Here is a 21,482-nt window from a genome sequence, read left to right on the forward strand (position 1 = left end):
ATATTCCCACCTTCCGTACCTTCCCAGCGGAAAAATCGAATTTTTCCCAAAGAAATCAAAAATCATTCTAAGCGATTTTTTTCTCTGAAAATCATACAAGATGTAAGCCGGGTTGATTTCCCTCACGAGTGAATTCTCCAAAATTGACGAAACATCAACAAGTCCCGCGTTCTTCAACTGATGAATTATACATTCTGCGAGTTCTTTATTTCCAAAAGAAGGCAGTTTTTTGTATTCGCTCGATGAAATTTCAGCGTATATCGAAAATTTGTTTTTTGGAGCGTCGTAAAAATTAGAAGAGCACCCGATTCTGTAAGGTAAAAAGTCCTTTTCGGGAAGGTATATCCAATGAAAATCCGGGCTATTCCCTTTGAAAGCCAGTTCAACGTCTGTCACCGAAACATGCTTTAATCCGTCAAAAGCGGATTTCAATGTTCCGCTCAGAGGAGGATAAGCTATATCTGAAAATCTATTCAGGGGCAATGTGTAAAACATTTTTTCATATTTGTATTGACCTTTGTCCGTGACGATTTTCTTTTTCTTGTAGAGAATTTTTACAATTTCCTCACCTGTTTTCACCGATTGGAGTCCAGCACCAATCGACTTTGGCAATTCGCCTATACCTTTTTTGGGATAAAAAAATTCGCTGTTGTACCCAATACGGGTTTTGCTTTCTCTGAAAAACAGCGGTTTCAGAACCTCTTCAAGTTTTACTTTTGGAACAAACCTGCCTGTCCAGTCCATAGACAGTTCTTTCGGATCCTTCGTCCACAATTTTATGTTGTAAGGCCTGAAAAAATATTCATACATGACCTCTCCGAAGGAAGATTTGAAATAATCCTCTGTGTTTTTAAACTTCTTTTTTTCTTCTCTTTGGATAAAAGACAACAGGGCCTTGTAGGCTTCTTCCCTTTTTAAAAACGCAAGGTTCGCCTGAAATGGATACGGTATGCGTTTTCCAGACCTCGAAATAAACGCCCTTCTCGTCTTTTTTAGGAGTTCTATTCCCAAACCCTTTACAAATTCATAAACATCGTTCCTAGAAAAGTGGAGGAGGTGCCCCGTATAGTCAAAAATCAACCCACCTTTTTTTGAAGACCTGCATAGTCCTCCTGTATCCAGTTCTTTTTCAACTAAAACAAAATCCACGAGTTTTCTTTGAAGAAAAAAAGCAGAAGTGAGTCCCGACAGACCCCCACCGGCAATAAATATTGTGTATTTTTCAGAAATCTCAGACCTCCGTCTTGAGAAGAATAATCCCGAAAAAAGAGCTGAGCAACACGAATATTCCCGCGATGACAAAAGATAATGGCAGAGCTATATACACCAGCGAAAATGAAACAAAACCGGAAAGAAGGGCAAAAACCGAAATCACATAGAGGATTTTCCGGTCCGAAAATCCTTTTTTTCTCAATCTCAGAGCAAAGTGATCCGGGGAGCCCAAGTAAAAAGGTTTTTTCTTTGCTATTCTTATCAAAACCACATAGACGAGATCATACAGCGGAACAAATAAAATGAACAGCGGAGCGAAAATACCCGTGCTGTAAGAGTGGCTGTAACCTACTCTCATGGAGAGCGCTCCTACCAGCAGTCCTATCAGCATGCTTCCAGAATCTCCGAGGAAAATAGTGGCTTTCGGCTTGTTGTATCTTAAAAATCCCAGAAGAGAACCGCACAAAATTATTGAAAGGGTTGCGATTTGGTAGTCAGACTCGGCAAACGCGAAAAATGCTATCAGCACAGCCGAGAAAAAAGCCGAAAGAGAACACATGCCGTCTAGGATATCTATTATGTTGAAAGCGTTCATGCAGGTCAAAAGCCAAAATACAGTGAGTGGAAAATTGACCCACCAGGGTAGGTTGACGACGTCTATCATCACGCCTGATTTTATAACCGTGAGAGCGGCGAATATTTGACCGGCGAGTTTTACAGAGGGTTTTAAAGCTTGCAGGTCATCCAGAATACCGACAATAATTATAATACTCGAAGATAGAAGAATGCCAAGGACAACATTGTCGAAAAAAAGAAAAGACGAAGCTGTGATCAAAACAGAAACGAACAGGGCTATGCCTCCGAGATAAGGTGTTGGAGAATCGTGTTTTTTCAGTTTATCATCAGGTATGTCGACTATTCCGAAAAAAAGCGCCGCCTTCCTCGCCAGCGGAGTCGTGTATAAACAGAGCAAAGCCGAAACTACAAAAGCACCTACGAGAGACAACTTTTCGTCAGAAAACAATTCTCAACCTCCTCAGAGAATCCTGCGCGCGGGGTGAGATTTCGACTGTTTGGATAGAATCCAGAAACCCTGAAAACTCATCTTGAGCTTGGCAGGAATAAAGAAAAGTCGCGTAGGAAACAATAAAATCTTCTCTGTGTCGATATATGGGCTTTATTCTCTTCATGAAGTACAATGCTTCATCCCTGTATCCTCTTTTGAAAAGTTTTTGCGAAATCGGCATCGCATAATTGAAATCGCTGACGAAAACAGTGTCCTGAAAATTTTTGGAGTTTGAAAGCAGACTATCGAAGTTCCAAATTATTACCTCGCTTTCAGACACTTTATCCCATCGATAGGCGAATTCCAAAACCGCTATCGACCTCGGTTCAAGTTTCAAAGCTTCGGAAATCAAACTGTCTCTTGTTCTGCCATTAACTTCAAATTGCGCCAAATCGATTAAATTAGAAGCATTTTTCGGTTCAAGCAGAGCAACTTCGAGAGCCGCTTCATATATTTGAGAGCTGTCGCCTTTTTCACGTGCAAGGGCTAAAACTCTTTTCCATCTTCTGTAATCCCTCTCAAATTCAGCCGACCTTTGCGCATGGTCGTATGCTTTTTGAAGCCAAAGGGTGTTTTTTGATTTTATCCAATAATATTCGTACACAAAACTTTTTATGTAATCCGTGTCGGGGTTTAAAGGATCAATAAAAGACAAAATTTGCAGTTCATTTTGACTGGATACTATTCTCTCTGTTTCACCGGACTGTATGTCTTGAGTGGCTTTCATGTAAAGTATTTTCGAAAAGAAAGCTGACAAGACCCAGATCAAATAAATCGCGAAAACAGCGAACATCCTTCTTTTGACTTTCAAACCCACTCTTCCAGAAACCTGCTCTTCCTTTCTCGGAAGGCAAATTCCTATGAAGATAGCCCCCAAATATTCGGCGAGGGGCGGGTAGAAGACCGTGTCAAAAAAACCTACCAGCACAAGCCATAAAACCGCGAAAGAGAAAAAATCTGATTTGGCTTCCTTCAAAGGGATTCTCAAAGAATCTTTGACCGATCTGAACAATATTATAGAAAACATAATCAGCGCTGGAATTCCGGCTTCGACTGCAATTTCAAGGTAATTGTTGTGCGCGTATTCAGCGTATCTTCCGTGCCTGAATATTTGGAAGTTTTGAGCGAAGTTGTTTAAAAGCGATGAAAAGTGAAAACTGCCGGGACCAAATCCAAAAAGCGGTCTCATAAAAACCAAAAAAACACTCTGTTTCCAAATAAGTAGCCGTGTTAAATGATAAGGGTCGCTGCCGAAAACATCTCTGCCGCCGATTTTTTTTATCAAAAGGAAAACCATCAAGGCGAAAAAAGCTCCCGTTAAAATTATACCGATTCTCTTCAGCCAGCTTCTGTTCATAAAGGCGAGCGGAAATATGAGAAAAGGTATGACTCTCGCCCCGGACAATAAAAGTGCTGTGGATATCATGAAAATTGGTAAAAATAAAACCAAGAGCTCGTTCCTTGTCCTCAAATTTTTCTCTTTTACGAAGAAATGAACAGAGGCTATTAAGCATACCCCTAAAAAATGGGAGTAAAAATTCGAGTACGTGCCGAAAGTCCCTGAAGCTCTGGTTGAAAAACCTGCGGCGAATTGAACAATGCCGATTGCGGCTTGAAAAGAGCCGAAGAGCATCAAGAAGACTTCGATGTATCCTATCCGCAATTTGTCCCGGAGAAACTGGTTGGACAAGAAAATTAACCCGAAAAAAGCGAGCCATTCCCTCCATCTTTCAAAACTTCCATATGGAGTTGAGGACAGCCAAGCCGAAATACCTGCCCATACGGCTAAAAGACCTAAAATGACGGCGTATTTCGAACGGTAGAGCACAAAATTTTTATTTATGAAATTGTAAAGATAGAATCCGAACAGCACGAGAAAAGATATCTCAAGAATTAAAGGACCAAAGGAAGTTACACTGCCGTTGAACACAGCCAGTAAAAAGATAAAAGACAAAAGTGCTGTGTTCAGGATTATTTCAAATTTTCTCTCTTTGTTTCTATTTAAAATCATACTTTTTCATCTTTCTGTAGAGAGTAGAGACGTCTATTCCCAGAATTTTAGCCGCTTTATTTTTATTGTTTTTACAGGCCTTAAGGGTCTTAAAGATAGTCTCTCGCTCGATTACATCAAGCGTCCCTGAAAAAGAACCGCTTTCCTCGCTGAGGTCTTCTTTGAAATCGTATAAATTTATCACTTCTTGTTCAGACAGGATGACTGCTTTCTCGATTAAATTTTCCAGTTCCCTGACATTACCCTTCCAAGGTTTGTTCACTAAAAAGCTTTCAGATTTTTTTGAAAGTTTTCTTTTAATGCCGTGTTTTTTAGAAAACAATTCCGTAAAATATAACGCCAAATTGACTATGTCCTGTTTTCTAAACCTTAGAGGGGGAATTTCAATGTTTATCACATTGACTCTGTAGTATAGATCTTCCCTGAATCTGTTTTCCTCCACAAGCTTTTTTAAATCTCTGTTGGTAGCGACAATTATTCTGACGTCTGTTTTCACTGAAGCTGTCGATCCCAAGGGATTTATTTCTTTCTCTTGTATCGCCCTGAGAACCTTGACCTGAGTTGAAAGAGGGATATCTCCAATTTCATCGAGAAAAAGAGTGCCTCCGTCCGCTATTTTAAAAAGTCCGTCTTTGTCTTCGTGCGCTCCCGTATAAGATCCCTTTTTATGCCCGAAAAGTTCCCTCTCCAGCAGAGTTTCAGGTATAGCGGCGCAATTTACAGGGATAAATGACTTGTTTTTGCGAAAACTCCATTTGTGGATTAGTTTGGCTATGACGTCTTTGCCTGTTCCCGTCTCACCCGTCAGCAATACCGTGGCATCTGTAGGTGCGACTTTTTTCAATTTTTCAGTCACCAAAGACAATCCACCCTCAAGTCCAATAATCTGCTTTTCGTTTTCGGTAAAACGCCTTCTCAAATATTGAGTTTCTCTTCTTAGTGAATTTTTTTCTATGACTGACCTAACTCTCGTGATGAGCTCACTCAAGTCAAAAGGTTTTTGTAAATAATCGTCAGCTCCGAGCCTTAGTCCTTGAATAGCTGATTCCAAAGTTGCGTAAGCGCTCAAAAGAATAAAACCGGTGTTGGGAGAATCTCTTTTCACCTTTTCCAAAAGTTCCAAACCGCTCAAGCGCGGCATTTTCAAATCGCTTATCACAATATCAAAATTTTCCTTTTCCATTTTCGAAATCGCTTCGACTCCCGAATCACATTCAACTGTCTGAAAACCTTCTTGAGATAAAGCCATGGAAACTACTTTCAAAAGACCAGTTTCGTCATCGACGATGAGAATTTTCTCGCTCAATTTTCTCTCTTTTGAAAATTTTCCAAAACAATAAAAAATTCTGTTCCTTTGCCTTCTTCGGATTCTACTCTTATATCCCAACCGTGCATAGAGGCTATCTTTTTTACTATTGACAGTCCAAGACCGTTCCCCTGGCCTGATTCAGTGAAAAATGGATTGAATACTTTAGAAAGAGATCCTGACTTTATTCCGACGCCGGTGTCCTTGACCGAAAGGAAAATTTTTTCTCCGTATCTGCGGGTTTTTATAAAGACTTTTTTCTCTTTGGAATCCCTGACCGCTTTGCAGGAGTTGCTCAAAAGGTTTAACATGACCTGTTTAAGCTGATTTTTGTCGGCGTTTACGATTATGTCATCTTCGAATTGATCGATGTTTATTTCAGCGTTGTCCCCGGTAATTGAAAAGCTTTTGACAGTCTCTTTAACGACTTCGCCTAATTTTATTGGTTTTACTTTTGGTGTAGGCATTTTTGAAAAAGACATGAAATGCTCAATCAGATTGTTTATTCTGTCTACTTCATTTTTGGCTATCAGAGCCACTTCTCCGCCTTTTTCATCGAGATTTTTAGTCAGCAAGTCTATAGACACCCTTATGGATGCAAGTGGATTTCTGATTTCATGGGCGATATTCGCGCTCATCTCTCCCATCAGCGCCATCTGGTTTATCTCGTTCAGTTTTTTGTCCTTTTCAATAACATCGGTAATGTCGTGTATTACCATAATGCGGCCTATTACGTTGTCTTTTTGGTCTACAATCTCATTAATATCGATTTTCAAACTTCTTTTTCTGCCGTCTATTCCAACAAGTTCAATAGACGAAATGTTTTCTTCAAACCAACTCCTGGCTTTTTGAGGTATAATTTTACCGGGTATGAGCATAGACATACCCGAAAACAGTATAAAAGAAGGGTTGACAAAAACAGTTTCGTAAGAACTGGTTACGCTTAAGAGACCTTCTTTAAGAGACCTTAAAATATCATCGGTAGTATGCCTGACATATTCTAATTGCCGCGTTTTTACAGCGGTTTTTTGTTCCATCCAAATAGACATTGCTGTAATTATGGTCGAAGAAAACAGAGCGTATAAATACTGCGTCAAATAGCTGAAAGTTTGCGTGTTTTTTTGAAATGTCTTCCTGAAAAATTCAATTTTATCATCGGCAAAATAGTAGTATCCAAGCCTTTGAAACAAAAGCACAAAAAAGAAGACAAACATGGTCGTCGCAAGAGAAGCCCACCCGGCTTTCGCACCCTTTTTCATTGTGTAGACGAGTATCACGAGGAAATAAAGCATGTAAAGAGCGCTGTCCACCCCGCCGGAAATTACTATTACAGCAGAAGCTGTAATGACGTCGAAAACCAGTATGATTATCCACAGATTTCTCTTCGATAACAGAAGCTCGGTCAAACTCGACAGCGAAGAGAACAATGTTACAAAAAATATGTTTCTGATGGAGCTTTTGTCAAAGGGCAATGATACTATCAGCATTATCAGAAAAAAAAAGAAAGGGCGATAGAAAGCTATCGCCTCATCTCTGGCTCGAAATTTTAAAATGCTGAAATTATTCAAATATTCTTTTAGCCCGCATGCTCCATAAATGTTGAAGCCATTGTGAAAATTGGCAGATACATCGCCACAACAAGACCTCCTATGACTACGCCGAGAACAATCATTATTATCGGCTCAAGCGCTGCTGTAAGGTTTTCCACTGCTTGGTCAACTTCCTGGTCGTAAAAATCGGCTACTTTGGAAAGCATCACGTCAAGTTGTCCGCTCTGTTCTCCTATTCTGACCATTTGAATAACCATCGGGGGAAATATTTTTTCCCTCGAAAGCGGTCCGGATATGTCCTCCCCTTCGCTTATTGAAGTTCTAGCCGCGTAAATTGCCTGTTCAACAAGAGAATTACCGGAAGTTTTAGCCGTTATTTCGAGCGAGTCGAGAATAGCGACGCCGCTTGAAAGCAGAGTCGAAAGAGTTCTGGAAAACCTCGCTATGGATGTTTTTCTGACAAGAGGTCCAAACACCGGGATGAGAAGTACCAATTTGTCTTTTATGTACAGTCCTTTTGGCGTTTTGACGGCAAGTTTGTATCCTACGATCAAACCGATTATGACAACGGCTATCAGCAAGAAAAATTTTCTTATAAAATCCGACAGCATCATTACAATTTGAGTGGGCAAAGGTAGATCAGCTCCGAGTCCTTCAAACATAGCTTTGAAAGTGGGCAAAACGAAAAGAAGAATTGCCGATACTGCTAAAATAGTGACTATGGTTATCATTGTAGGATAAATCATCGCTCCTCTGATTTTTGATAAAAGAGCGGCGGATTTTTCAAGATAAACCGCTAACCTTAGCAATATCGTGTCGAGCGCGCCTCCTTTTTCTCCGGCTTCGACCATGTTTACATAAAGGTCTGAAAAAAATCTTCTATGCTTTCTCATCGCCTCCGCGACGGTTGTCCCCCCTTCGACGTCGCCGGCAAGTTCTTTTAGCGCCTTTTTGAAACCAGGGTTCTGTTCCTGCTCGTGCAATATTTCAAGGCACCTCATCAATGGAAGTCCTGCGTTTATCATAGTCGCGAACTGCCTGGTAAAAGTAGCCATCTCTCTCGCGCCTATTCCAGTCGTCAACTGGACTTCCTTCATACGGTTGTAAAGCGTATCTTTTCTCTTGATTGAAATCGGAGTGATTTTTTTAGACCTCAGCTGTATCTTGGCGTCTTGTAAAGAATTGGCGGTTATTTCGCCATTCTCCTCGCTACCGTCACTCTTGACTCCTTTAAATACGAAGACAGCCATATATGCCTCCTGGGTATTTTATTTTCTAGATTTTCTGAAATCTTCCATCATTCTCTCGAGTTCTTCCGGATTCCTCGAGTTGGAGAAAGCTTGTTCAATGTTTATGTCTTTTTTTGCCCAATGCTCGATAAGATTTTCGTTCATAGTCATCATGCCGAATTTTTTTCCAGCTTGCATGAAGTTATAAATCTGGTGAATCTTATCTTCCCTTATCAGAGCCGAAACAGCAGGAGTTACTACAAGAATCTCCATAGACAACACCCTGCCGCCTTTTATCTTGGGAATCAACGCCTGTGTCAAAACCGCCCGTAGGACAAAAGCTAACTGCGATCTGACCTGTGACTGTCTGTTGGTCGGAAAAATGTCTATTATTCTGTTTATGCTTTCGACTGCGGAATTAGTGTGAAGGGTTCCGAATGTCAAGTGGCCTGTCTCAGCTATAGTAAGTGCAGCTTCGGTAGTCTCTAAATCTCTCATCTCGCCAACCATAACCACGTCGGGGTCCTGCCTGAGAACGTATTTAAGGGCGGTTTGAAATGATTTGGTGTCAGACCCTACTTGCCTCTGGTTGACGATGCAAGACCTGTGTTGAAAGGTGTATTCAATAGGGTCTTCCACAGTCACAATGTGTTTTTTCTTTTCAATGTTTATTTTGTTTATGAGAGCCGCAAGGGTCGTAGATTTTCCGCTTCCCGTCGGCCCTGTCACAAGCACAAGCCCCTTAGAGTAATTTGCCCATTCCGAGACTATCCTCGGTAGGCCAAGTTTGTCAAAGGACAGAATTTCGAAAGGAATTGTCCTTACAGCCATCGACACGTTTCCTCTTTGGAGAAAAGCGTTTGCTCTGAATCTGCTTACTCCGGGTATGCCGAAACTGAGGTCGAGTTCATGCTCGTTTTCGAATTTTTTCTTCTGTTCGTCGTTTAAAATCGAATAGACCAGCGCCTGCGCGCTGTCTGGTGAAAGCTTTGGGTACTGCGTGGGCAGTATGTCTCCGTCGACTCTGAAGACAGGAGGAGAGCCTACCGTCAAATGAAGGTCCGAAGCTTTTCTCTCGACCATTTCCCTGAGAAGATTTTCTATGCTGATGGTAGCCATTTATCCTCCTGTTACAGCGAAGAAGTTTCGCGAATCATTTCTTCTAGGGTCGTCAGCCCTTTTTTTACTTTGTCAAGAGCATCGTTGCGCATTGAAACCATGCCTTCTTCCTCCGCGACGGTTTTAATTTTTGCAGCAGACTCGTTTTCAACTATCATTTGCCTTAGCTTTTTGGAGACGGGCATCACTTCTGTAATCGCGACCCTTCCCTTGTATCCAGTGTTGTTGCAATTTCCGCAGCCTCTGCCTTTGTAAAAGGTTGAATTTTGTATTTCTTCGTCGCTCAATCCGATGTCTTTGAGAAACTTTTCAGGATAGACAAAGGGAGCCTTGCAGTTCGGGCAGATTTTCCTGACAAGCCTTTGAGCCTGAATTAGATTTAAAGAAGCTGCGACAAGAAAAGATTTCACTCCCATATCTATCAACCTGTTTACAGTCGAAGGTGCGTCGTTCGTGTGAATGGTGGAAAGAACAAGCTGGCCAGCTAAAGCAGCTCTTATAGCTATTTCACCAGTTTCTGTGTCTCTTATCTCGCCGACCATTATGATATCTGGAGCGTGCCTGAGAATAGCCCTCAAAGCGTCGGGGAAATTGAAATCTATTTCAGCGTGGATGGGGACTTGGTTTATACCCCTGATGTTGTATTCAACAGGATCCTCTACGGTCACAATCTGTATATTTGGCCTGTTCAACCTGCTGAGCGCGGAATACAGCGTGGTGGATTTGCCGCTACCTGTCGGGCCTGTAATTAGAATTATTCCGTAGGGTCTGTCCAGGGATTCTTCAAATTTTTTTCGCGAAAATTCTGAAAAGCCGAGGTCTTTCAAGTCTACCATTAAGCTGCTCTTGTCCAAAATCCTCATGACAACTTTTTCACCGACAACCGTAGCAATAATACTCACCCTGAGGTCTATGTCCCTACCTCTGTATCTCCACTGGATCCTTCCGTCCAGCGGTTTATAATGCTCGGAAATATCCATCTTTGCGAGGATCTTTATTCTTTGAATTATCGCCATACTGAATTTACCAGGCGCGTCGACGACTTCCTGCAGAACGCCGTCAATCCTCATCCTCACCCTCTGTCTTTTTCCGATGAACTCGATGTGAATGTCGCTCGCCTTTCTCGCTATCGCGTCGTCTATTATGTATTTGACGAAATCAGCGGCTTGAGAAGATGTGCCGAATGAGAGTTCCTCCTCGTACTCCTCCTCTTCTAATTCTAAGTCTCCCCTCTCTTTTTCCGCTGCCGCCTGTGATTCAAGAGATACCAACCCTCCTTTTATAGTGAAATACTTGTCGAGGTATTTCTGCATCTGGCTGTCACGGATAAAATACCTTTCCGGATTCAGACCTGTAAGAAAACTGACTTCAGAAACAGCTTCTTCATCTAGGGGATTCACCATTCCAAGTGTGAGGTTTTTGCCTTTTCTGCTGACAGGAAATATTCTGTACTTATTGGCGATTTCTGGTGTTATCAAATTCAATACCGAAGGGTCCGGGTTTATTTCGGTTAAATCAAGAGGTTTGAAATCGTATTCTTTCGCTAAAAAAGACATGAGTCTCTGTTCAGTTATGTGGCCGCTTTTTATCAATATCGCAGTTTCGGTGTCTCCTGTTTCCTGTTTTTTCTCCTCAATGGCGTTGATCTGGCTTTTTGTGATTAGTCTCGCGTTAAGTAGGGCGTTTAAAAGTTCCTTTGCCATCAGAGCTCCGCCGTTTCTTTGACCACTTCTTCAATATCTGTCTCTCCCGATAGAACTGACTGCAACCCGTGTTCTCTGAGAGAAAGCATGCCTTCTTCGATAGCCGCTTTGTTGAGTTCGTCAGCAGTCACTCTGTTTAGGACCATCTCTTTGAGACGAGGTGACATATACATCACTTCAAATATGGCTCTTCGCCCTGAATAGCCTGTTTTTTGACATTGCTCGCACCCAACTCCTTTAAAAAGAGCGACTTTGTTGAATCTTTCAGGTTCGACGCCAATTTCCTTTAGGACATGTTCGGATATTCTTATCTGCCTTTTGCAGTGCGGACAGGTTTTTTTTATAAGCCTTTGAGCGACCACCAGAGTCAATGTAGAAGCTATCAAAAAAGGTTCCACACCCATGTCGATAAGCCTCGTCACAGTCGCAGCGGCTGTATTGCTGTGAACGGAAGACATGACAAGGTGCCCCGTCAAAGAAGCCCTGACGGCGATTTCAGCGGTTTCTCTGTCTCTTATCTCTCCGACCATTATGACGTTTGGATCCTGCCTGAGATAAGCTCTAAGGGCAGATGCAAAAGTCAGTCCGGCTTCGGTTTTCATCTGTACTTGGTTTATACCTTGAAGTACGTATTCCACCGGATCTTCAGCGGTGGTTATATTTATTTCGACGCTGTTGATATGAGTCATGGCCGCATACAGAGTTGTCGTCTTGCCGCACCCTGACGGACCGCTGACAACTATTATCCCATAGGGGTTGCTTATCGCTTTTTTGAAGTAGTCAAAACCGTGTGTATCCATTCCCAATTCGTCGATTTTGAAGCTGACATTAGACTTATCGAGAACTCTTACTGCGATTTTCTCGCCGAATATAGTCGGTATAACTGCCATTCTGAAATCCACCAGTTTGCTCCCCGATTTCATCGTCAATCTTCCGTCTTGAGGTCTTCTCCTCTCGTCAGGTTTCATGCCTCCTAAAAGTTTTATGTATGTTGTGATACTCTGTCCGAGAGCAAAATTCGGTGAAGCTATTTCGTGAAGTATGCCGTCTATTCTGAACCTGACTCTCAGTTCCTTTTCATAGGGCTCTATGTGAAAATCTGAGCTTTTCTTGTCGACAGCCATTTTTAGCATTTTTGACACGAACTGCTGAGCTGGCGCTTTGGATTCGCTTTCAAGTCTGTCAAGGTCCATGATTCCTTTTCCGATCTCGATCGAATCTGCGCCCTGCAGGACTTCGGTGTCCTCGATAGCTTCAACTTTTGAAGCCACAACGTCCAATGCCCCCTGAACCTTGTAATATTTAGCAAGGGCGTTTTGAATCGCTATTTCAGCGGCGATCAGGGGCTCTACGTCGTATCCGACGCCAAACCTCACGGCTTCTATTGCTCCTTGGTCAAAAGGATTGACCATGGCCATTCTCAAGGTCTTTCCGACCCTAGAAATCGGTATAAACTGGTATTTGATAGCCATGTTGGCCGGAATAAGCTTAATAATGTTTCTGTCGAGATTTAAGTTGCCTATTTCTATGCCGGGTACATGGAGTTTATTCCCTAAAGCTTTGACAAGTTGGGCTTCTTTTACATACCCGAGATGAATCAGGATACTACCGAGTTTTCCTGTGCCTCTTCTCTTTTGTTCTATGAGAGATTTTTGAAGTTGATCTTCGGTGATCAGCTTTTCTTCAACTAAGATTTCTCCAATTTTCATATATCAAAAAAATTATTAAATGCCTTTATACTTTTGTCAATTAAATTCACAAAACCAATTTACAGTTTTGGTCTTTATTTTTATCCAAATTTTACTGATTTTATCTAAATTTCATGGGTTTGAGATACGTTCTAATCTACCTTTTTGAGTTCTGTCTATAAAGTTATCAAATTTTCAATTTTCGAAAATTTTACCGGACCTATGCCCCTCACTTTCTGCAGATCACTTGCATGCTGAAAATTTCCATGCTCGTTTCTGTATTCAACTATTCTTTGAGCGATAACCGGTCCAATTCCAGGCAGCTTTTCAAATTCGTGAGCCTGGGCGGTGTTTATATTAACCAACAGGGTTATGGGAATTTGACACAAGACCGAATCAGACCTCAAGGGGTTTTCGACGGCCTCAACGCTGTCGTTCAGGGATGAATCGCGTGTATCGAAAAAACGCTTCACATAGGCTCTATTGCTTAAAACCTCTATGGTTGACATTTCCTTTTCACCGTAGGATGAGAACCGAATACCTTTTTTTTCTCTTAAAACAAGCCCTATGGTCCCTGCAAAAAAAATCAGCAGAATAGTTACGACGAGAATCAACTCATCTTTAGAAAGAGAACCCATATTTTTTTGTCATGGAAAAAAAAAGGGTGAGTGGAAAACCTATCACGTTGTCCAACGGACCTCTGACGCTTTCTACCATAAAACTCCCGAAACCTTGAATGGCGTAGCCTCCCGCTTTATCTTTCCACTCTCCTGTCCTGATGTACAGTTTTATTTCTCTTTGGGAAAGCTCTTTGAAAACCACCGAGGTCTTCGAAACTTCTGTAATAAAATTATTCCCTAAACCACAGGTCATAGCCGTTAAGACCAAATGTTCTCTGGCAGAAAGTTTTTTCAGGTAGAGTTCTGCCTGCTTATCTGTTTTGGGTTTATTTAGGACTTCTCCGTCGATCGCGACAATCGTATCCGCGCTGACGACAAGATCGCTTTTTTTACACTTTTCGACAGAGTATAGAAATTTTTCTTCTGAAATTTTCCGGGCAAAATCCTCGGGGTCTTCCCCTTCTCCGGGAGTTTCGTCGATATCAGGTTCAACAACTGAAAAATCTACATTTAAAAATTCAAGAAAAAAACTCCGCCTGCTTGAGGCGGAGGCTAAACAAATATGACCGAGCACAAAGTTTTTTATTTCTTCTTGTCGACCACGGCTTTCAAAGAAGATGAAGGCGAGAAATGAGGAACTTTTTTCGCTTTGATCTTGATGATTTCCTGGGTTTGAGGATTTCTTCCCTTCCTAGCTTTTCTGCTTTTGACGCCGAATGTGCCGAATCCTACCAGCGTCACTTTTTTTCCCTTCTTCAGAGAGTCTTGGACGGCTCCGATGAAACTCTCAAGAGCTTTCTGAGACTGAGTTTTCGTCAATTTTGTTTCGGCGGCAATCCTATCAATCAATTCGCCTTTGTTCATTCTACCGACCTCCCTTTAAGGTTTTTTAACGCTTTCAATTATCTTAAAACCACAAAACATTGTATTTGTCAATGTTTTTTATACATTATTTGTTGATTTTTCTCATTTTTGACATTAAATCCGAGGCACAAAAAAACTGACCATGCTCCTCATGACCCTGACATCTTGTATTGATTTTATTCTAATCGTAAAAGAATAACTCCACGCTTCGTTGAATTTTTGCCATGAAAAAAAAGCTTCCCAGCAATGAAGATCCCTGTAAACACTGAGTGATTGGTTGACCATGTTGTTTTTTTCGATGTCCCATCTCGCGCTGTATGTAACCTTCCAGTTATCTGTCGGGTGAATTCCTGCGGTGAACCAGACCTGTTGGTTTTTTGAAAGCCTGTCTTGAGTCATCGAATAGGAAGTCGTCAAACTCCATTGACGGTCAACATCCGAATAATAATATTTTTTTCCAATGTTTCCGGAAAGAAAAGATGTCAGATAGTATGAAGATGAAATCCTCTCTAATGTGTATGGGTCATACACCCATCTACAAGATATTGAAAATTTATTTGAAAATCTGCTGTCAAAAGAAAGAGATATATCAGAAAAATTTTTTACACTTTTTTCAAAATCATAACTCGTAGAAGCTCCCAAAGAAAAAAGTTCAAATCTGCTGATATTTTCGCCGTTTTGCCATTTCAATTGAAGGGACTGAGAAAGGTTCAAATTTAATTTTGACACTTTGGCGTCTGAAGAATATTCATAGGAGGTGTCCCCAAAACTTCCGTAAACTGTCCCTGGAGAATAAACGTAGGAAACGGAAGGATTCAACACATGCCTTATTCTCTGCAAAGAACCCGCGCTCCAATTCGTCAAACCGTATATGAAAGTCGAGAGAGTCATGGAGGTTGACCAACTGCGGCTGTAAAAATACACATTCGCGGTATCGTACTTTTTTACCGTCCCGCTCATCGACAAGCCTGGGTTGAAATTGAAAAACCCTAAAACCTTGATCGGGTTTTGTAACCCTGCGTTCATGCTCATTTGATCAGTCTCCAAAGACCCTGTCGAGTCGTTTTGAATACCTCTATTGAATCTTCCAGAATTTGAAAAATAAAGGTTTAAAACATTGGCGGCAGCTAATATCCTCCTTGAAAACAAAGTATAAGATATTTCCGGGAGACTGTATGAAACTCTTTCAGCGATAAGGTCTTCGCTTCTCAAAAGAAGCGCCTGCCCCGAAAGAAAACTCCAGTTCTTGGAAACCGAAAAATACGAAGACGTCCTTTTGTTTAAATCGACGAGAACATCCGTTCCGTAATCTATCCTGTATCTTTTGTCACTCTGCCAATCAGCTCTCGCCAGCATTCTCGTGCTCGAGTTTATCTGATGGAAATGGTTTCCCTCTATTCTCCATCTTTCAATTCCAGTGTTGGTCTCCCTTATGTACCCCAGACCAAAATTACCCGACAGGAAAGGTTTGACAATATACATCCCAGCTGCATTGAACCTGACGCCTCTCTTTTCCATGATGTCGACCGAGAAGGTCATATCCGAATAATCGTTGATTGCCCAAAAATAAGCGACGTTTTTCACGTATCTTCCATCGGTTGAACTGTTGCCTACGTTGGGGAACAGAAACCCGCTGTACCTGCCTCTTTTAATAGGAAAAAACCACCAGGGCAATGCGAAAACCGGCACGTTGCCTATATAAAGTATTACAGGTTCTGCGATGAGCATACCGTTCTGCTCTATGATCATCGCATTTCCCCAAAAGTGATAGTGAGGAGGGTCGTCTTCACAAGTGGTAAACGTCCCTTTTGTGACATACCAGAGATCGCTTTGAATCTGCCAGACAGTGTCTCCCGTGAAAAATCCCTCCGTTATGGCTGTTTTGCCGCCATCGACGATACCGTATTTTGTGTCTATGTTGAATACCATTCGTTCACCCGCAAGTTCTTGTTCTTTCTGCAGTATTTTCATGTTCCCTATGACTTCCACAACCTTTTCATCAGGGTAGTAAATTATGGTGTCTCCGTAAAGCTTGATATCTCCGTATTCGACGTACGCAGAGTCCGTAAGAATTATTTTTTTTAAATTCCAGTCGTAAGTCATCCTGCCGCATGAATAAGAAATGACTTCCGCCTGGCCGGTCAGAACTGCCAAGATTAAAAACAGCAAATTCATTTTAACCCGTAGTATTTCATTTTTTCTCTTAGCGTGTTTCTGTGAATTTTCAATATCTGAGAAGCTTTCTGCAGGTTCCCCGAAGTCATGGAGAGCACTTTTTCAATTTGTTTTTTCTCCAATGCTTCAAGAGACAAATCTTCCGTGTCGCCGGTAAGGGACAGGTCTTGAGAATCAATCTCGGCTCCTCTCGACAGGACAAAAGCTCTCTGAAGAACATTTTCGAGTTCCCGGATATTTCCCGGCCAGTTTCCCGTGATTAGTCTTTTCTCGGCTTCCCAGGTCAACTTGAGCTCTTTTTTTTCTGGAATTTTGCTTGAAAGATTCTTTATTATCCTTCTCGCCAGTGGTATGATGTCTTCTCTTCTTTCTCTCAGAGGAGGTATTTCGATGTTTACGACGTTCAACCTATAAAACAAATCTTCCCTGAATTTTCCGTCTTTCATCTCCAGTGAGAGATTTCTGTTGGTCGCAGCTATAATTCTGACGTCGGCTTCTATAGTCTTTTCTCCACCGAGCTTTTCGTATGTCCTCTCGGACAGAAACCTAAGAAGTTTCACCTGTATTAAAGGGGATATGTCTCCTATTTCGTCGAGAAAAAGTGTTCCGCCCTGGGCGAGTTCAAGCCTTCCTTTCCTCGCAGAAACCGCTCCTGTGTAAGCTCCTTTCTCCGAACCGAAGAGTTCCGCTTCAAGCAATGTGTCCGGTATCGCAGAGCAGTTTACGGCTATGAAAGGACTATTTTTTCTCAAAGAAAAGCTGTGTATCGCCCTTGCGACGACTTCTTTCCCGACCCCGCTCTCTCCAGTCAATAGAACTGATATGTTGTAGTTTGCTACCCTTGATACCAAAGAGAGAACTTCCCTCATTTCCCTGCTTTGAGCGACTATAGGGTGTTCGGAAAATTCTTCCTCGTAAATTTCTTGAAGAGCTCTGCTTTCAATAACAATTTCGAATTCTTGCAGTGCCTTGCGCACGAGCTCGATTAAATCCTCAAGTCTTATGGGTTTTGTCATGTAGTAATAAGCGCCATACTTCATTGCTGTGACTGCGCTGTCTATATTTCCGTAAGCCGTGACTAGAACTACAGGAATCTCGGGGTTGGCTTTCCTGCAGTGTTCAAGTATTTGGATACCGTCCCTACCGTCTTTGAGCTTTTGGTCGGTTATCACCATGTCAAAAAGTTCAGCCTCGAAGAGGGATTTCGCTTCATCAAAATTTGATGCCGTACCTACTTCATAGCCTTCTCTTATCAAGGCTCCCGCCAAAAGAGACCTCTGGTCTTCTTCGTCGTCTACCACGAGAAGCTTGAATTTATTTTTCGTCTCGGTTTTTGACATTTTTAGAAAGAACTATTTTAAACATCGCGCCGTTATTACGTTTTTTTTCAACTTCAACCGAACCTTCATAATCTTCAGCGATTTTTTTCACTATATAAAGACCCAATCCGGTTCCCGAGGGAGAGGTGGTGAAATAAGGTTCAAAAATCTCCTCTGAATGTCTTTCGTCTATTCCATGTCCGTCGTCTTCGAAATATATAAGGACCTTTTCGCCCATCCCTGCAATGTTTATGCGGATGTTCTCAGCTCCCGCTTTGATTGAGTTGTCTATCAAATTGTCAAAAAGTCTGTAGAAATCTGTTTTATCACCTTTGATAACGATACTTTCGGAATCGCTTTGGGTTATCATGTTAACCGGCCCGTGAATTTTTTTCAAATCCGAAAGAACGACGAGAAGATCTACTTCTACACCTGAACTCTTCGAAGTTTTGGCGAACATCAGAAGGTTGCCGAGTTTTCTCTCGAGTGAATCGACAGCCGAAGACAGCATAGCCAAAATTGTCTTTCTCTCGTCCTCTTCTTTAAATTCAAATTCCCTTTGCAGCCTTTGAACCGCTATTGAAGCCGCGTTGAGAGGATTCCTCAGTTCATGGGCTATAGCTGAAGTCATTCGAGAGATATCCCTGATCTTCTCCTTTTCACTTTGGAGTTCTTTTTCAATTTTAAAATACTTGAAATCTTTCAAAAACGACACGACCCCGATAATTTCATCGTTTTCTCGGAGCATAACGGTATCCAGTAAAAATTCCTCTTTTTTCCCTGAAGGTAAAACGATGTCGACTATGACGTCTTTCATTTCTCTCTCATTCTCGTAGGTTCTTTTTATGTGCAGTTCATCGTCCGGAAAAGACTCTCCGTATTTCATTTTTTTTTCGTCTTTGTTGCCTAACCCGAACAGTTGTCTTCCATATTCGTTTATCCTGAGAAATTTTCCCTGAGCGTTGACAATAAAAATGCCGTAATTGGAAGAATCGACAAGCTTCGTCGTGACACTCTCCGCCGAATGAAGTTCTCTTCTAAGCGAAAAATACCTTATTCCGAGTACAGATGCTATTATTGAGAGCAAAACCGCGAGCCAAAGAAAAAGAAACATAAACAGTATTCTGCCTCTGTAATCGCTTATTATTTTCTGGTAATCGTCGAGGTAGATACCTATTCTTATAACCCCTTTCGGGACTCCTTCATAACTCAAAGGTGAGATCACTTCGTAGATTCTTTTCCCTCGAAAATCCGTTTCTCTGACGATTGGTTTTTGCAGTCTTACCGAAGAGAGCAAAACAGAATCTTCCTCGATTTTGCAAAGTTGGGTTATCTTTCCGGAAGCGGATATTATACCTTCAAAACCCTGAACGGCCACGTAAGCAAAGCCAGGTGAAGTTCCGACGTCTTTGACCAGTTTCGAAACAGAAGCGTAGGACATGACCGACGCGACCCATGATTCATCGAGATAAACCACCACTGCTCCGTTGTCATCGGTTCTTACAGCGGCAAGTTTGAAACTCCTGAAAGGAATTCCGATTATGGAATCTGCTCTTTCGGTCGACCAAATGATTATTTCGTTTCTCTTCCCGCTGGTGAGAAATTTCAAACCGGGGTAATAAGGTATTTCAAGGTCTTCAGATGAAGATACGGTCACTCTTCCAGTGCTGTCGAGAATGTCTATTCTCGCCAAATTATTTTCAATAACGACACTTTTGAGATCTTCGGCGGTAATCTGCGGGTTTTTTTCTATTATGTGCGCGGTTGATATGGCGAACAACTTTAGTAGTTTTTCCTTTACCTGCCCCGACGAATACAACTGCTGTATGCTTTGGTTGTAAGCTTCGGAGAGAGCGAGAAGCTCCTTTTCGGTCATAGACAAAACAGCCTTTTCTCCGTTGTCCATGAGCAACATTGAAAACCAGATCATGAGAAATGAGACAGGCACGAGAATTACAAACACGACAGGATAAAGAGGAATTGAAAAACCGCTCTTTTTAAAAAACAAAACAGAAATCTCCCTTTGTCATTCTCACCTTACCAATAAAGTTTACTTCTATCAAAATTCAATATACCATACATAGATGATATATCGTAGCCCTAAAGACCCTTGTGTGCCTATAATGGTGTTGCTTATGTTTTGCTTGGCAGCTTTCGTGGTAGGTCTTTTTTCCGGAAAATTCATGCTTCAAAAAAACAAACTTCCTGATGAAACAAATGACACAATTCACTCTCTTCTGCTGAGGATAACGGTTCTCGAAGACAGCCTCGACAACTCTCTATGGCATTTGAATGACATATCAAAATTCAAAGACTCTGTACTTTTCGAAGGAACTTTCGAGGACACTTTAGAATAGATCTTCCGGAATATTTTTTCCTATATCCATTCTCATCCATGCGCCGTCGAATTTAATTTTTTCCGCGTCTTCATAAGCTTTTTTTCTCGCCGTTTCAAATGATTTTCCGACGCCACTCACGGTGAAAACTCTGCCTCCTGAAGTGACGAGGGATCGACCTTGTCTTTCCACTCCCGCGTAGAAAACAGAAGCATTCCGTGAAAGTGGTTGGCGTGCAAAGGAAATTGTTTTTCCTTTCTCGTATTTCAAGGGATACCCTTTTGATGCAATGACAACCGAGACGGATTTATCGTCAGAAATCTGCAAAGCGCTTTCAGCTTTTCCCCTCGCGCAGGAATAGAGAAGATCAAAAAAACCGCCTTCGATCTGTGCTAAAATCGACTGCGTCTCGGGATCGCCAAACCTGCAGTTGAACTCCAATACATAGACTTTTCCCATGGATACAATCGCGCCTATAAAAACCAATCCTCTGTATTGTATGTTTTCAGTTTTGAAATAATCGAGCAGAGGAAGAGCTATATAATCCTCTACTGTCCTCGTAAGAGTTTCACCGACAGGCGACAAAGATCCCATGCCTCCTGTGTTGGGTCCTCTATCCCCCTCAAAAGCCTTCTTGTGATCATGGGCTGTGGGAAGCCAAACAATATTCAAACCGTCAGTCGCGAAAAAAAACGAGAGTTCAAAACCTTCCAAAAACTCTTCGACGACAATTTTCTTTCCCGCTTCTCCGAGTAATTTTCCAGAAAGCATTTCTTGTCCGATACCAGCGGCTTCTTTGCCGTCACGGCATATAAAAACACCTTTACCCTGCGCCAAACCGCTCGCTTTCAGGACATATGGCGGTTTTATTTCGTCAAGGGCTCTGTAGAGTTTTTCGATAGACGCCACCTTATTCCACTTGGCGGTGGGTATGCCGGTCTGCGTCATAATCTTTTTCGCGAAAGATTTGTCCGATTCAATAGACGCGCCTTTCGCTCCGGGTCCGAAGACGACAAACCCGTGCGCTCTGAGTAAATCAGATATTCCACTGGATAGAGGGTCTTCTGGTCCAACGACAACAAGCTCAGGTGTTATTGCTTTTACAGCGTCGAGAATTTTTGGGTTGTCGCCGGTGTCGACTTCCACGTTTCGGCAATTCTTTTCTGTTCCGGGGTTTCCGGGAAGGCAGTAGACATCGGAAACATTCTCATCTTCCAGAAGCGACTCAGCGAGAGCGTGTTCTCTCGCCCCTTTACCTATGACCGCCACTTTTTTGTCTTTCAT

17 protein-coding genes are annotated in these 21,482 nt (G+C 41.9%); 1 reads left to right on the top strand and 16 read right to left on the bottom strand.

The genetic code is table 11. The features are described 5' to 3' along the window. The 15 genes from JXA84_01490 to JXA84_01560 form a co-directional block, all read right to left on the bottom strand. The coding region (locus JXA84_01490) for an FAD-dependent oxidoreductase (protein ID MBN1149874.1) at window positions 1-1,302 on the bottom strand (1,302 nt) is incomplete at its 3' end. Beyond that, a complete protein-coding gene (locus tag JXA84_01495; protein ID MBN1149875.1) occupies window positions 1,232-2,236 on the bottom strand; it encodes an undecaprenyl/decaprenyl-phosphate alpha-N-acetylglucosaminyl 1-phosphate transferase in 1,005 nt (334 codons plus the stop codon). The genes JXA84_01495 and JXA84_01490, both read right to left, overlap by 71 nt. Beyond that, a complete protein-coding gene (locus JXA84_01500) occupies window positions 2,226-4,289 on the bottom strand; it encodes an O-antigen ligase family protein (GenBank protein MBN1149876.1) in 2,064 nt (687 codons plus the stop codon). Before JXA84_01500 ends, JXA84_01495 begins: the two co-directional genes overlap by 11 nt. Beyond that, window positions 4,276-5,595 carry a sigma-54-dependent Fis family transcriptional regulator gene (locus JXA84_01505; protein ID MBN1149877.1) on the bottom strand — a complete coding sequence of 440 codons (1,320 nt, stop codon included), beginning with the start codon at window positions 5,593-5,595 and terminating at the stop codon, window positions 4,276-4,278. Before JXA84_01505 ends, JXA84_01500 begins: the two co-directional genes overlap by 14 nt. Continuing rightward, on the bottom strand, window positions 5,592-7,082 hold the full coding sequence (locus tag JXA84_01510; protein ID MBN1149878.1) for a GHKL domain-containing protein: 1,491 nt from the start codon (window positions 7,080-7,082) through the stop codon (window positions 5,592-5,594). Before JXA84_01510 ends, JXA84_01505 begins: the two co-directional genes overlap by 4 nt. An 89-nt stretch (window positions 7,083-7,171) precedes the next feature. Continuing rightward, window positions 7,172-8,395: a type II secretion system F family protein gene (locus JXA84_01515; GenBank protein ID MBN1149879.1), complete on the bottom strand. Its 1,224-nt coding sequence runs from the start codon at window positions 8,393-8,395 to the stop codon at window positions 7,172-7,174. Window positions 8,396-8,413: 18 nt separating this feature from the next. Continuing rightward, entirely contained in the window at window positions 8,414-9,493 is a 1,080-nt protein-coding gene (locus JXA84_01520) for a type IV pilus twitching motility protein PilT (GenBank protein MBN1149880.1), read from the bottom strand. Between the two features lie 11 nt (window positions 9,494-9,504). Further along, complete coding sequence (tadA, locus tag JXA84_01525) at window positions 9,505-11,196, bottom strand: Flp pilus assembly complex ATPase component TadA (GenBank protein ID MBN1149881.1); 1,692 nt, start codon at window positions 11,194-11,196, stop codon at window positions 9,505-9,507. Beyond that, window positions 11,196-12,905, bottom strand: a complete 1,710-nt coding sequence (gene tadA / locus JXA84_01530; protein ID MBN1149882.1) for a Flp pilus assembly complex ATPase component TadA — start codon at window positions 12,903-12,905, stop codon at window positions 11,196-11,198. Before tadA (JXA84_01530) ends, tadA (JXA84_01525) begins: the two co-directional genes overlap by 1 nt. A gap of 155 nt (window positions 12,906-13,060) precedes the next feature. Further along, window positions 13,061-13,522, bottom strand: a complete 462-nt coding sequence (locus JXA84_01535; GenBank protein MBN1149883.1) for a helix-hairpin-helix domain-containing protein — start codon at window positions 13,520-13,522, stop codon at window positions 13,061-13,063. Then, a complete protein-coding gene (gene maf, locus JXA84_01540; GenBank protein MBN1149884.1) occupies window positions 13,506-14,078 on the bottom strand; it encodes a septum formation protein Maf in 573 nt (190 codons plus the stop codon). The genes JXA84_01535 and maf overlap by 17 nt, the downstream gene beginning before the upstream one ends. 8 nt (window positions 14,079-14,086) lie before the next feature. Next, on the bottom strand, window positions 14,087-14,368 hold the full coding sequence (locus tag JXA84_01545; protein MBN1149885.1) for an HU family DNA-binding protein: 282 nt from the start codon (window positions 14,366-14,368) through the stop codon (window positions 14,087-14,089). Window positions 14,369-14,482: 114 nt separating this feature from the next. Then, window positions 14,483-16,543, bottom strand: a complete 2,061-nt coding sequence (locus tag JXA84_01550; protein MBN1149886.1) for an LPS-assembly protein LptD — start codon at window positions 16,541-16,543, stop codon at window positions 14,483-14,485. Next, window positions 16,540-17,883 carry a sigma-54-dependent Fis family transcriptional regulator gene (locus tag JXA84_01555; protein ID MBN1149887.1) on the bottom strand — a complete coding sequence of 448 codons (1,344 nt, stop codon included), beginning with the start codon at window positions 17,881-17,883 and terminating at the stop codon, window positions 16,540-16,542. The genes JXA84_01550 and JXA84_01555 overlap by 4 nt, the downstream gene beginning before the upstream one ends. Further along, complete coding sequence (locus tag JXA84_01560) at window positions 17,858-19,870, bottom strand: PAS domain-containing sensor histidine kinase (GenBank protein ID MBN1149888.1); 2,013 nt, start codon at window positions 19,868-19,870, stop codon at window positions 17,858-17,860. The genes JXA84_01555 and JXA84_01560 overlap by 26 nt, the downstream gene beginning before the upstream one ends. Window positions 19,871-20,006: 136 nt before the next feature. On the opposite strand from JXA84_01560, the gene JXA84_01565 reads away from it, so the two are divergent. After that, entirely contained in the window at window positions 20,007-20,219 is a 213-nt protein-coding gene (locus JXA84_01565) for a hypothetical protein (protein ID MBN1149889.1), read from the top strand. Here the strand turns inward: JXA84_01565 and purD are convergent. Next, complete coding sequence (purD, locus tag JXA84_01570; protein ID MBN1149890.1) at window positions 20,211-21,482, bottom strand: phosphoribosylamine--glycine ligase; 1,272 nt, start codon at window positions 21,480-21,482, stop codon at window positions 20,211-20,213. The genes JXA84_01565 and purD overlap by 9 nt on opposite strands.

This window comes from candidate division WOR-3 bacterium (assembly GCA_016926475.1).
In the GTDB taxonomy this organism is placed as follows: domain Bacteria; phylum SDB-A; class SDB-A; order SDB-A; family SDB-A; genus JAFGIG01.